Below are 12,868 nucleotides of genomic sequence, written 5' to 3'. Positions count from 1 at the left end.
TGCTCCGCCTGCCTCTGCCTTACTTCGCTTTCACGCGCCGCACGTGCTCTTCGAGCTCGGCGAACGACGGGCGCTCGGTCGAGAACAGCACCTTGCGGCCGAATTCGACCGCAATCGCGGGCGCGTAACCGTTCAGGCTCGCGAGAATCGTGACCTTGATGCACTGGAACATCTTCGTCGACTCGGTCACGCGCTGTTCCGCGACGCTCGCGAGCGGCCCGATCAGGCCGTACGACAGCAGAATGCCGAGGAATGTGCCGACCAGCGCCTGCGCGATCATCTGGCCGAGAATCGCGGGCGGCTTGTCGGCGGACGCCATCGTGTGGACCACGCCCATCACCGCCGCGACGATACCGAAGGCCGGCATCGCGTCGCCGATCTTCGCGAGCGCGTGGCTCGGCGCTTCGCCTTCCGCGTGATGCGTTTCGATCTCTTCGTCCATCAGGCTTTCGATCTCGAACGCATTCATGTTGCCGCCCACCATCAGCCGCAGGTAGTCGGTCAGGAATTCGACGATGTGACGGTCGGCCAGGATCTTCGGGTACTGGGTGAAGATCGGGCTCTTTTCCGGATCGTCGATATCGGCTTCGAGCGTGAGCGTGCCTTCCTTGCGCGCCTTCGCGAGCAGCACGTACAGGAGCGCCATCAGCTCCATGTAGACGTCCTTGTTGTACTTCGAGCCCTTGAACAGCGTCGGGATCACGCGGACGGTTGCCTTGATGGTCTTCATCCCGTTGCCGAGAATGAAAGCTCCTACGCCCGCGCCGACGATCATCAGCACCTCGACGGGCTGCAGAAGCGCAGCCAGATGGCCGCCCTCCAGCACGTAGCCGCCGAAGACGGACAGCAGCGTCACGAGTGTTCCCAGGAAAATCAGCACCGCGGAGCCCCCAAATTAGGCGACGGAGATCGTCGTTAATTGGGTTTACGGCAGGGAAAAGAAAAACCTTTGACGGAAAAGCGGCAGGCCGCCCCCGTGTAAACCTCGGGGCGGCGGCGCTTTGCGGGGAAAAGCTCAAACCGCCGCGCGCGTCCGTTCGTCCGCGGCCTTGCGGGTCTTTCCCGCTCGCGAAGGCGGCTGGCACAGCCCGCAGACGAAGCCCGCGCGCGGATCGTGCGCATGCGCGACGAAATGACCGCCGCACCGCGTACACGGCGTCAGCTGCAGCATGCCCGAGTCGAAAAAGCGCACGAGCGTCCAGGCGCGCGTCAGGCTCAGCACCGGCTCTTCGCCGTTCATTTGCACATGCTCGCGGTATAGCCGGTAGCCCTTGACGATCGATTGAATCGTCTCGCAGCCGCCGCGCGCCGACATGAACCGGTAGATGTTGTAAAACAGCGACGAGTGAATGTTCGGCTGCCAGGTCATGAACCAGTCGGTCGAGAACGGCAGCATGCCCTTCGGCGGCGATTCGCCTTTTAATTCCTTGTACAGCTTGATCAGACGGTCGCGCGACAGGCTCGTTTCGGCCTCGAGCAATTGCAGACGCGCGCCGAGCTCGATCAGCTCGATCGCCAGCGTGATTTCGCGCACCTCGAGCACGACGCTCTTAGTGGCCATGCGCGATGCGTCCCATCGTGTGGAAACCGCCGGCAGCGACCGCAGTAGCCGTGGCTGGCCGCATCGCGGCGCTCAGGCCGCGCCGGGCGGCGAAGTGCGTGCAAACCTGCAACGCAGCGCGCATCAGCCGATCTGCTCCACGGGCTGGCCCGCCATGAGGATGGCCGAGTGCGCCTGGCTCACGGAAGTCGGCTTGCCCTTGTCGGCGAGCGAAGAAAGGATCGCGTGATCGTCGAAACGGAAGCGGCACAGCAGCTGGTTCGACGCCGACAGCTTGACGGTCTGCGCGAGCGTCAGATTGATGAGCACGTCGGCGAGCTGCTCCGAGATTCCCATGCGGAACATGCCCATCGGCTTGTCGTCGCGCAACAGACGTTGTGCGAGCAACAGATACGACAGGTTCACTTCCTTGATCTCATTGAGCATGTCACTACTAGCGACGGTAGCGCTCATGATTCCCCCGAATTTGAATCCTGATTGAAGCTTGATTGGTCTTGACTGGTCTTGTCTGGCCTGCACGAAATCGTTTGCTCTTTCGCGTCCGCTGTTTTTTTCAAGGGACACGATCGGCAGTGTGATGACCGTGCTGGCATTGTGTCCCTGGCCGTTTCGCACGAAAAGCGGACATTTGCCCGCCACGACGCCGGATTAGTCCATTAATGCTGTAGGAATTTTTCCTACAAAAGCAGGGGCGTAACTACGGGGATGCTTCGCGGATAGGGGTGCGCGAGGCGGACGGGCCTGGGCGGGAGATGGGCGAGCGAATTATAGGATGATTTCACACTGCCGCAACAATCGACGTGTAACGGAAAACGCGCCTCTTGCCATCATGCGGTCGCCTCGCCCATCATGTCGGGCGGCCGCAAAGCCTTGTCGCGCAAGGATCGGGGCTTGATCGTGACAATTGCAACGGCGGTCGTTTCCCGCTGTAACAACATTAAGCGTTTGAAAAATAGGTCGAATTATCGCGCTGGATACCGATAATGAGCCTTAAGGGATAACCCGATTCGGCTTCAGGCCGCCATCGGGCGAGCGCACCCGGAGCTTTCAGCCAGGTCAGTTTCATTGTGGCCTGTCCGCGCCGCCCATCCGTCCGACCGGCATTCGCCTTCCGCTGCGCCTTTCGCGCCGTCGTGCGAACCAGCCCTTTGAACAGGAGTTCATACAATGCGAATCGCACAAATCGCGCCGCTTTACGAAGCCGTTCCTCCGAAGCTCTACGGCGGCACCGAGCGAGTCGTGTCCTATCTCACCGAGGCACTGGTCGACCTGGGTCACGACGTGACGCTCTTCGCGAGCGGCGATTCCGAGACGTCCGCGAAGCTCGAAGCCGCATGGCCGCGTGCGCTGCGTCTGGATCCGACGATCCGCGACGCGATGGCGCCGCACATGCTGCTGCTCGAGCGCGTACGCCGCATGGCGCATGAGTTCGATGTCCTGCACTTTCACCTCGACTACCTGCCGTTCCCGCTGTTTTCGCAGCTGGACACGCCGTTCGTCACCACGCTGCACGGCCGGCTCGACTTGCCTGAGCTGCAGCCGATGTTCGACACCTTCGGCGAAGCGCCGGTCATCTCGATCTCCGACTCGCAGCGCCAGCCGCTGCCGCAGGCGAACTGGCTCAACACGATTTACCACGGCCTGCCGGACCAGTTGCTCACGCCGCGCACCGATCGCAAGCCCGAGTACCTGGCCTTCCTCGGCCGGATCTGTCCGGAAAAGCGCGTCGACACGGCGATCCGCATCGCCGCACAGACGGGGCTGCCGCTGAAGATCGCCGCGAAGGTCGACAAGGTCGACATGGAATACTTCAAGTCGGAAATCGAGCCGCTGCTGTCGCAGGCGCATGTCGAGTTCATCGGCGAGATCAACGAGGCGCAGAAGCCCGAGTTCCTGTCCGGTGCGAAGGCCCTGCTGTTCCCGATCGACTGGAGCGAGCCGTTTGGTCTCGTGATGATCGAGTCGATGGCGTGCGGCACGCCGGTTATCGCGTTCAACCGCGGCTCGGTGCCGGAAGTGATCGATCATGGCGTGACAGGCTATATCGTCGAAGACGTGCAAGGCGCGGTCGCCGCGCTCCAGCGTATCGATGAACTGTCGCGCGAAGAGATTCGCACGCAGTTCGAGAAGCGCTTCAGCGCAAAGACGATGGCGCAGAACTACGTCGACGGCTATATGACGTTGATCGAAGCGCAGCGCCGGCCGATCCTGCGCCGCGTGGCCGCCGCGGGCTAAGGAAGCGCAACGCATGGCGCCGGGGCTTGCGCCCTCGGCGTCAGGTGTGCGGGTTCAATTCTGGTTTGGCTTCGCTTTTGGTTTGGTTTAGTTCGCCCGGAAATAAGCGTTTTCCCGATGTTTTGTGCGGCTTTCCGAGAATGTACCAGGTGTCCGCTTTCAGCGAATTAGCTGATGTAAAACGTTTGCGCACCTTCGTATTGCAGTAGAAGTGTGCATGACATGCAAAAGCCGCCTTTGGAAGGCGGCTTTTTTATTACGTTGGCTTCGAGCGAGCTATAGGCGCGTATAGCTCACTGAGCAGCCGGTCAGGTTTTGGGCAAACGGTTTGCCCGAAGCTTTTGGATCGCCTTTCAGAACGCATTAGACTGCTTCGATGCGTTCGCACAAATTCCGAATTGACTCCTACTTGAGTCAGATTTCAGTAGATGTGTGAGCATTGGCGTAACCGTGTATGGATCAGACCATGAACGGTTACGCAATATCCATACACTTCGATTACGCCTGGCCGATCAGGAAGCGGTCACGGCTCTTGCCGGCAATCCATTTCGGCGGCTTGCCGCGCCCACTCCACGTGCTGCCGGATTTCGGATCGCGGTATTTCGGCGGGAGCGGTGCCTTCTTCGGCGGACGCCCGCGCCGCGCGGCGGCAGCAAAGCCCAGGTCTTGCGGCGTCAGACCGTACTCGGCAATCTGACGTTGAATCTCTGCAATCACATTGCCGACTTCGATACGGCGGGCTTCCTCCGCCTGAGCTTGCAGCTTGGCAATCTGGCTCTTCAGATCAGCATATTGCGACATTTCGGCCTCCCTTTTTGTTCAACCCCGTCGGTTCGGAGATTAGCGTTGTTTAATAAAGTCCGCAACGGACCATTATCATTTTACGCGAAATCCTCTGATAATTTTTACGAAAGAAACGATTAAACGAGCTGCAAATTTTACGAAGAATATGGGCTCCCGGAGTGCGGAATTAACAAAAGTTGACATCCTCATTCCGAATACGTCTGTTCGAATACGCTCCAATCCGAATATATCGGCAAATTCGTGTGTCCTGTTAGGACATGTCGACCAACCGTTTGTCTGTGATTTGCGTTGTGCGCTTCGTCGTGCGTTTGGTTGGGCGGCGCTTCGTCATGCAAATCGTCTCGCGATTTGCGGCGCGGCTTTGTATTGGACGAAGCGAGCGAGACTCGTTGCCCCGTTCGGGCTCCGCTCGCGCATCGCATCGCAGCTATTCAGACTTGAAGCCTCGATGATTAATCGCGCGGCACAGATGTAAGGCTGGCTTACGGCAGATGTGGTGAATTGCCTTGCCCGTGCGCCCGAAAGACCTGCGAGCCCCGCCGGGCATACGGTTTTGCAGCCGCGTGCTCGCTATGCACACACGCGGGACGACAAACCCAGGCTTGCACTCCGTAACATCCTGTCTCAGTACGCTGCGGGTGGAATGCGTAGATTGAATCTGTGCGACAGAGATGTCGCGTTCGGTCAGCTGGGTTGCATGGGGCAACTTCGCTGCCTGACACAGGAGGAATCCACATGAAGCGCATCGTCACTCATCTGCTTATCGCAGCGGGCCTCGCGGCCGGCGCATGCGGGGTCGCGCAGGCGCATAGCAACGTCGGCATCGGGATTTCGCTGGGCACGCCGGCATACGTGCAGCCGGCGCCCGTGTATGCGGCGCCGCGGCCGGTCTACTACCAGCACTGGAACCATGGCTGGGATCGGGATCGCCGCGACTGGAACCGCGGCGATGATCATCGCTGGGAATACCGCGACCGGAATCACCGCAGTTGGGATCACGGCCGTACGTGGGGTAACTGGCGCGACTAGCAAGGTAACCGGTAAAGGCGTCGCGGCGGTGGCGGGCGCGGATCAATGCACCGCCGCCGATGCATGATCGGCTAACGGCGTGGCTGATTGCATAACTGACCAACAAGCCATTGCGGGCGCAAATACTGCGCCCGCGCTTTCTTCTTCGATGCCGTTAAATCACGGCTTCGGCAGGCATCACGAAAGGCCGTGCTTCACGGCATCACTTCGTCAGGCAGCTCGAACAGCCTGCGCAAGTGGTGAGCAACGCCCGCCTCGAAGTTGTTGCCAATGCGCAGCACCGCCGGCAGTCTCGCGATCAGATCGGGGTTCGCGTTATTCATCATGAACGGATGGCCCGCTGTTTCGAGCAGATCGATGTCGTTCATGTTGTCGCCGAATGCAACGCAGCGCGCGGCATCGATATCGAGGCGGTTCAGCACGACACGCAGCGCGCGTCCCTTCGACACATTCGGCGCCATGACCTCGAGACAATCCGGCATCGAATACGTGACGTATAGCGACGCGCCGAACTCGCGTTCGAGATTGGCCGACACCGCGGCGAGATCGTCGGGCTCGCCGATATACAGCACCTTCGCGATATCGCGGCCGTCGTGCGCGTTCAGATCAACGACTTCATACGCGAAGCCCGAGTCCTGGTGATAGCGCAGCAGATGCGGCGCATCGCGATCGATAAACCATTGATGGTCCGCAAACAGATTCGCGATCACGCGCCCGTGCGCGCCGGTGATGTCCGGCTGCACCAGACGCTTGACCGTGGCCGGCATCAGGTTCTGCGCGTGAATCATCGCGCCGTCGGGTGCGTGAATGCGCGCCCCGTTCGACGTGACCAGATACGGATGAATGCCGAGTACATCGCGAATGCCGGCCACATCGGAATAATGCCGCCCGGTCGCGATGATGAAATGCAGCCCTTGCGCCTCGAGACTGCGCACGGTCGAGACCGTGAACGGGTCGACCTGATGGTTGGCGTTGAGCAGTGTGCCGTCGAGATCGGTGGCGATGACGCTATACATAGAGGTGGGCGGCGAACGACTTTCGGAGTTCGTATTTTATCGTCGCCCGCCCTGCGGTCATGCTCCCGCGGAGAATACTTTCGCCGCTTCGCGTTGCGCGAGCTGCAGCGCGCCGTGCGCCGAGTCCGAGAGCGGCGCGCGTAGACGCGCCTGCAAGCCCGCGGGCACAAACTCGCGCAGCGGCACGGACAACCCGCCGCACAGCGCGACCGGCAACCCGTGACCGGGATCGAGCGCATCCGCCAGCTGTTCGATCTGCTGACCGGCTTCGGCAAGCAAGCGTGCCGCCACCGGATGATCGCGATGCGCGAGCACCACCGGCGCGAGGCTCGCATAGGCCGTGGTATTCGCGGCACAGAGCCAGACCACGAGGCTGTCACGGTCCTCCGCGCCGACCTTCTCGAGCAACGCGCGCGCGAGATCGTCGAGCGGCGCGCGGCCATCCAGCGCGCGCTGCGCATGCACAATGATGCGCAGCCCGAACCATGCGCCGCCGGCTTCGTCCGCGGTCGGATAGCCGTAACCGCCTGCAATCCGGCAGACACCCGATTCATCGAGCGCGGCCGCAATGCTGCCGGTGCCGATCGCGACGACGACACCGGGCGCGCCGCCATGCGCGCCGAGCAAGGTCGTATAGGCATCGCTTTCGACGGCAAGACCGGCCACCGCCGGCGCCCGCTCGCGAAACGCGGCGAGCCAGTCGCGATTGTTCACGCCGGCGAGCCCGCAACCGACCACGCAACGCGACCAGTCGAGCGCGAGACCGGCGCGCGCAAACGCATCGGCGCTGGCCGCTTCGATCGACTGCCACGCGCGCTCGACGCCGAGCGCGAGGCCCGACGGGCCGCTCGTCGCGATGGCGAGTTCGCGCCCTTGCGCATCGCCGAGCACGACGCGCGTGCCCGTGCCGCCACCATCGACGCCAATCAGATAGAAGTGCGTATCCATCGGATAAAGTTTGTTGAGAGTCATGCGGTGGCCCGAACCGGACGCCGCCATCGCGCAACCGCGCCGCAACGCGCCAGTGAGATCGGGCGATCGGGCAATTGGCCAATCCGCCATCTGCCGATCGACTATTGGCCGGATGGCCAGCTTGCGAACCGATGTCGATCGGCTATGCTTGCAAAGCCTTTCTTCACCCATTCGACACATTCACCACGCCGGAGCCGCAACATGACACAGCGCGAGATCGCACGCTGCACCTGGGCAACAAGCGAAGCACTCGCACACTATCACGACAACGAGTGGGGTGTCCCGTCCCGCGACGATCGCCATCTGTTCGAGATGCTGGTGCTCGAGGGCGCGCAGGCCGGCTTGTCGTGGTCGACCATTCTGAACAAGCGCGAGGGCTACCGCCGCGCGTTCAAGGACTTCGATATCGATACGGTCGCCCGCTTCACGCCGAAGCGGATCGATACGCTGATGCTCGACGCGTCGATTGTCCGCAATCGCGGCAAGCTCGAATCGGCCGTGGCCAACGCGCGCGCGGTTCAGCAGATTCGCGACGAACATGGGTCGCTCGCGAACTTCATCTGGTCGTTCGTCGACGAAACGCCGATACAGAATGCGTGGAAGTCCTACCAGCACGCGCCTGCGTCGACGGAAGTCTCTGACGCGCTCAGCAAGGGCCTCAAAGCGTACGGCTGCAAATTCGTCGGCACGACGATCTGTTATGCGTTCATGCAGGCGGTCGGCATGGTCAACGACCATCAGGCGGACTGCGAATTTCACGCGAAATGCGCGGCGCTCGGCAAGAAGAGCCGCGGCCGCAAAGCGGCAAAAGAGACAGACAAAGAAAAAGCGGAGTGAACCGAAGTTCACCCCGCTTCTGAATCTGAGCCCCGCGCGCGCCCGATGGTCAGGTTGGTGACCAGGTAGGTCTACCGCGCGGTTAAGCCGCCACTTCTTAGTGGAGCTTCTTCGGCAGCATCTGGCTGCGCAGGCGCTTGTGCAGGCGCTTGACCGCAGCTGCCTTCTTGCGCTTACGCACGGCCGTCGGCTTTTCGTACGACTGACGCTCGCGCAGTTCGGCGATCAGGCCGTTCTTTTCGATTGCGCGGCGGAAGCGGCGGATCGCCACTTCAAACGGCTCGTTTTCCTTCAAAAAAATGGTCGTCATGGAGTTCCTAACTCGATCATTGATACGGTTTCAACAGCGTGAGGTAAGGCGGCTGCGCCGCGACCTTCGTTGTTATCCTCACGCGCCGGCGCTCCGGTGGGATGTCCCGCTGAATTCGCAGCCACACGGGCCGGAGCGGGACAAACAGCTTGCGAAGCGGCCCGGAGGCCGGAAAAGAGGTGGGAAGTCACCGTAAGCGGAAAACTCACCATCGCCCAGAGGACGATCTCAATCCAATCCGCGATCTTATCAGGATTTCGGACGTTGAACCAGCCATTTTTCCACCCGTTCAACGACTTGCGGACCTGTTTTCGGACCCGGGAAGCCGTCCGCGCCGAAACCGATGCACTCACCGATGCGATGTGCATCATCAAGACCGGAATCGCAAGGACCCCACGCTATCTCACGCGACGATGGCCCAGGCAGAGCCACATTCAAGCTGCAGCGCCGTTATTTTTTTGACCGGCGCGAACTCCGCCATTAACAAATTCTTACAACCCTGGCGCCCGATTCCAAGCACCTGAATCGCAAAGATTTTCGGCCCGGCGCGCAAAAAGGGCCCGGAAAGCCTTAGCTGGCGCGGTTCTCCAATAAACACCAGCAATCTTGTTCGCTCCCTCAAGTTTTTTTTCTCAACGCCGTCAACCTTCACTGAGGCGGCCAGCAATGAACGAGTGCTTCCGCCGATCTCAACGTTGCCATGTTTCAAAGACTAACGCCTCTACGGAGAACCACATGTCTCTTTCTATTAACAGCAATATTCCGTCGCTGGTCGCTCAGGAAAACCTGAACGGTTCCGGCAGCGCCCTGTCCCAAGCCATCACGCGCCTGTCGTCGGGTAAGCGTATCAACAGCGCGGCCGACGACGCAGCTGGCCTCGCCATCTCCACCTCGCTCCAAACGCAGATCAACGGCCTGAACCAGGGCGTGTCGAACGCGAACAACGGCGTGTCGCTGGTGCAAACGGCCAGCACGGGCCTCGCGCAGATCACGGCAAGCCTGCAGCGTATCCGTTCGCTGGCTGGTGAAGCAGCAGGCGGCACGCTGACGACGGCTAACCAGCAAGCACTGCAGCAGGAAGTCACGCAGCAGATCGCTGAAGTGAACCGTATCGCTTCGCAAACGCAGTTCAACGGCATCGGCCTGCTGGACGGCGGCGCTGGCGTGATCCAGGTGCAAGTCGGCGCGAACGTCGGCCAGACGGTTTCGCTCGATCTGAGCCAGGGCGTTTCGGCGGCATCGCTCGGCGGCGGCTTCGTGCAGAAGGGCAACGTCCTCGGCACAATCACGAACCTGAACCTCGACGCAAACGGCGCGGAAACGTCGGGCGCGGGCACGATCACGTCGGTCAACATCGTCTCGGACGGCAACGGCGGCTTCACGTTCAGCGACCAGAACGGCAACGCAATCTCGTCGACCGCATCGGCGGCCCTGTTCACGACGACGACGACCAACGGCGTCTCGTCGCTGAAGCTCTCCAGCACCAGCGCGCTCCAGCCGGCAGCCGAAATCACGGCGATCGCGACTGCGTATGGCGCCGGTTCCGCCGCGGCAACCGACGGCACGGTCTACGGCGTGATCTCGGGCATCAACGTCGATGCGTCAACGGGTAAGGACGCGCCGACTGGCGACACGAACACGATCACGTCGGTCTCGGTCGAGTCGGACGGCAAGGGTGGTTTGAAGTTTGTCGACCAGCACGGCAAGGCGCTCTCGTCGAGCGCACAGGCAGGCCTGTTCTCCACGACGGGCGGTGTCTCGTTCGCCACGGTGCCGACCAGCACGATCGGTTCGTCCGCGGCCGGCACGCAGCCGGCGGGTTCCGAACTCGCGGATATCAACACGCTGAACGTGCCGACGTCGGTATCGCAGATCGACATCAGCTCGACGGAAGGTGCGAACAACGCGCTGAACTCGATCGACAACGCGCTCGCCGCAATCGCCAACATCCAGGCATCGCTCGGCGCGGCACAAAACCGCTTCGGCGCGATTGCGCAATCGCAGCAGAACGAGTCGACCGACCTCGCAAGCGCCCAGTCGCAAATCACGGACGCTGACTTCGCGCAGGAAACGGCGAACCTGAGCAAGGCGCAAGTGCTGCAACAAGCCGGTATCTCGGTGCTCGCGCAAGCGAACTCGCAGCCGCAGCAAGTGCTGAAGCTTCTGCAGTAAGATTCGCCTCCAGCGAATTGAAGGCAGTAGAAAGTAGTCTGTAGTGAGCAGCAAGCAGTGACGCACGCGGGTGAGCCGGCAGTTCATGCAGTACGGCTCATCCGCGGGCGCGTCTTGAGGGGGCAAAGCCCCGTTTCGAATACCGGCGGTATGAAAGCGAGCGCAATGATTGCGCAAACAGACCGTCAAGCCATTGCAATACTGACGAAGCAAAGAACAACCGAACGAAGCAGTAGCCCGACGCAAGCCGCGTCGCAAACCCGGATCGTTGCACATTAGCCTGGCCCAGCGGGGCCGCATGGAGCCTCTCAGATGAGTTCACCCGTTAACTCCACGGCAGCCGCCGCCGCAGCCGCCGCAGCCGCAGCCGTTCAGGCCGCTGCCCAGTCGCTGATCAGCGGCTCGACCGGCAACTCGTCACTGGACGTCAATTCGCTCGTGTCAGCGCTGGTGAAGGCGAAAACCGCGGGTCCGGCAGCGGCGATTCTCGCGCAGGGCAAGAGCGACCAGACCGAAATCACCGGACTCGCGACGCTGTCCGCCGCCATGTCCGGCCTGCAGTCGGCGATGGCGCCGTTTCTGAACGGCAACGCCCTTGCGTCGTTCTCCGCGAAACTGAGCGGCGAAGGGATCACGGCGAAAGCCGGCGATGGCGCCGCGGAGGCCAGCTATCAGATCGATGTCAAGCAGGTCGCGCAAGCACAGTCGATTACGTCCGGCCTGTTCTCGAGCACCGACGCGGCCGCAATGGGCACCGGCACACTGACCATCTCGCTTGGCGGCGACTCCGGCACGAAGTCGTTCCAGGTCAACGTCGACTCGTCGAACGACAGCCTGCAGCAGATCGCGGACGCGATCAACTCGGCATCCGACAACCCCGGCGTCAAGGCGACCGTCATCACGGGCGCGAACGGCCAGTCGATCACGCTGCAGTCCACGACCACCGGCGGATCGAAAACGATCGATGTCACGTCGAGCGCCACCAGCGGCCCGCTGTCGCAACTCGCGGTGAGCACGACCGCCGGCGCGGCCGGCGCCCCGTCGACCATCGATACGGTCAACGGCTGGTCGCAGAATACGGCCGCCCAGGATGCGCAGCTCACCGTCAACAACACGCTCGTCACGAGCTCGACGAACACGATTACCGGCTCGATTCCCGGCGTCACGCTGACGCTCGACCCCAACAACCCGAAGACGCTCGACGCGCAAACGCTCACGGTCGCGTCGGACGACAGCTCGGTAGAAGGCGACGTGTCCGCGTTCGTCTCGGCCTACAACGCCGTGATCGACCAGCTGAACACGCTTGCCGCGCCGGGCACGGCGGGCGTACAGGGCAGCGGCGGCCAGCTGCTCGGCGACGAAATGATCAACCAGATCGGCGCGGCGCTCGGCGGCATCGTCGGCGGCAAGGTGTCGAGCGGCGGCTTGCAGGGCACACTCGCCGCGCTCGGCATTTCGTTCCAGCAAAACACGGGCGGCCTGCCGTTCGCGGAACTGCAAATCGACGCCGACCCGAACCTCCCGACGCTCGACAGCGTGATCTCGAGCAATCCGGCGCTGATCGGCGCGCTGTTCAACGATACGAACGGTATCGCGACGCAGCTGAATGCGCTGGTGGACACGTACACGAAAGATAAAGGTATTATCTCGTCGCGCACGGACGCGCTCACCGCGGATATCACCGCACTCTCGAAACAGCAGGACGATCTGGACGATTACGCCGCGCGCCTGACGTCGCAGTACAACGACCAGTTCACCGCGCTCAACACGCTGATGGCGCAGGCGCAGTCGAACCAGAGCTACCTGACGGCGCTGTTCGGCGGCAGCAACAGCAGTGGCGCGCTGGCGCAGAACAGCGGCCACTAAGTGGCAAGTAAGCGGTAACTAAGCGGCAACCAAGCGGCGGTTCACCAACGAGGAGTACGCGAGGCC

General features: G+C 61.9%; 13 protein-coding genes. 5 read left to right on the top strand and 8 right to left on the bottom strand.

What is annotated here, in order from left to right:
• Positions 1-19 precede the first annotated feature (19 nt).
• From motA to flhD, 3 genes are all read right to left on the bottom strand, one after another.
• Positions 20-880 carry a flagellar motor stator protein MotA gene (gene motA / locus KZJ38_RS02000; RefSeq protein WP_219798558.1) on the bottom strand — a complete coding sequence of 287 codons (861 nt, stop codon included), beginning with the start codon at positions 878-880 and terminating at the stop codon, positions 20-22.
• A gap of 135 nt (positions 881-1,015) precedes the next feature.
• Positions 1,016-1,561: a flagellar transcriptional regulator FlhC gene (gene flhC / locus KZJ38_RS01995; protein ID WP_219798557.1), complete on the bottom strand. Its 546-nt coding sequence runs from the start codon at positions 1,559-1,561 to the stop codon at positions 1,016-1,018.
• Between the two features lie 123 nt (positions 1,562-1,684).
• Complete coding sequence (flhD, locus tag KZJ38_RS01990; RefSeq protein WP_281425809.1) at positions 1,685-2,014, bottom strand: flagellar transcriptional regulator FlhD; 330 nt, start codon at positions 2,012-2,014, stop codon at positions 1,685-1,687.
• A 714-nt stretch (positions 2,015-2,728) separates the two neighbouring features.
• Here flhD and KZJ38_RS01985 point away from each other — a divergent pair.
• Complete coding sequence (locus tag KZJ38_RS01985; RefSeq protein WP_219798555.1) at positions 2,729-3,796, top strand: glycosyltransferase family 4 protein; 1,068 nt, start codon at positions 2,729-2,731, stop codon at positions 3,794-3,796.
• 498 nt (positions 3,797-4,294) lie between these two features.
• Here the strand turns inward: KZJ38_RS01985 and KZJ38_RS01980 are convergent, their stop codons facing one another.
• Positions 4,295-4,597 (bottom strand): H-NS histone family protein, encoded by a 303-nt coding sequence (locus KZJ38_RS01980; RefSeq protein WP_219798554.1) that lies wholly within the window; start codon positions 4,595-4,597, stop codon positions 4,295-4,297.
• Positions 4,598-5,335: 738 nt separating this feature from the next.
• Here KZJ38_RS01980 and KZJ38_RS01975 point away from each other — a divergent pair.
• Complete coding sequence (locus KZJ38_RS01975) at positions 5,336-5,629, top strand: PXPV repeat protein (protein ID WP_219798553.1); 294 nt, start codon at positions 5,336-5,338, stop codon at positions 5,627-5,629.
• Between the two features lie 194 nt (positions 5,630-5,823).
• Here the strand turns inward: KZJ38_RS01975 and KZJ38_RS01970 are convergent, their stop codons facing one another.
• Positions 5,824-6,645, bottom strand: coding sequence for a Cof-type HAD-IIB family hydrolase (locus tag KZJ38_RS01970; RefSeq protein ID WP_219798552.1), 822 nt, complete (start codon positions 6,643-6,645; stop codon positions 5,824-5,826).
• Positions 6,646-6,702: 57 nt separating this feature from the next.
• The gene (locus tag KZJ38_RS01965; RefSeq protein ID WP_219800070.1) at positions 6,703-7,593 is read right to left on the bottom strand and encodes a glucosamine kinase nucleotide-binding domain-containing protein; all 891 of its coding nucleotides are present in this window, start codon (positions 7,591-7,593) and stop codon (positions 6,703-6,705) included.
• A 225-nt stretch (positions 7,594-7,818) separates the two neighbouring features.
• Between KZJ38_RS01965 and KZJ38_RS01960 the strand changes: the two genes are divergently transcribed.
• Positions 7,819-8,454 (top strand): DNA-3-methyladenine glycosylase I, encoded by a 636-nt coding sequence (locus KZJ38_RS01960; RefSeq protein ID WP_219798551.1) that lies wholly within the window; start codon positions 7,819-7,821, stop codon positions 8,452-8,454.
• 97 nt (positions 8,455-8,551) lie between these two features.
• Here KZJ38_RS01960 and rpsU read toward each other — a convergent pair whose 3' ends face one another.
• On the bottom strand, positions 8,552-8,764 hold the full coding sequence (gene rpsU / locus KZJ38_RS01955) for a 30S ribosomal protein S21 (RefSeq protein ID WP_075155305.1): 213 nt from the start codon (positions 8,762-8,764) through the stop codon (positions 8,552-8,554).
• Positions 8,765-9,167: 403 nt separating this feature from the next.
• Entirely contained in the window at positions 9,168-9,473 is a 306-nt protein-coding gene (locus KZJ38_RS01950) for a hypothetical protein (RefSeq protein WP_219798550.1), read from the bottom strand.
• A gap of 26 nt (positions 9,474-9,499) precedes the next feature.
• Here KZJ38_RS01950 and KZJ38_RS01945 point away from each other — a divergent pair, with 26 nt between their 5' ends.
• Positions 9,500-10,936 (top strand): flagellin N-terminal helical domain-containing protein, encoded by a 1,437-nt coding sequence (locus KZJ38_RS01945; protein ID WP_219798549.1) that lies wholly within the window; start codon positions 9,500-9,502, stop codon positions 10,934-10,936.
• A gap of 312 nt (positions 10,937-11,248) precedes the next feature.
• Entirely contained in the window at positions 11,249-12,802 is a 1,554-nt protein-coding gene (fliD, locus tag KZJ38_RS01940; RefSeq protein WP_219798548.1) for a flagellar filament capping protein FliD, read from the top strand.
• The last annotated feature ends 66 nt before the right edge of the window (positions 12,803-12,868 follow it).

This window comes from Paraburkholderia edwinii, from assembly GCF_019428685.1.
In the GTDB taxonomy this organism is placed as follows: Bacteria; Pseudomonadota; Gammaproteobacteria; order Burkholderiales; family Burkholderiaceae; genus Paraburkholderia; species Paraburkholderia edwinii.
The sequence above is the reverse complement of the archived record's forward strand: the minus strand, read 5'-3'. Positions and strand labels throughout refer to the sequence as shown.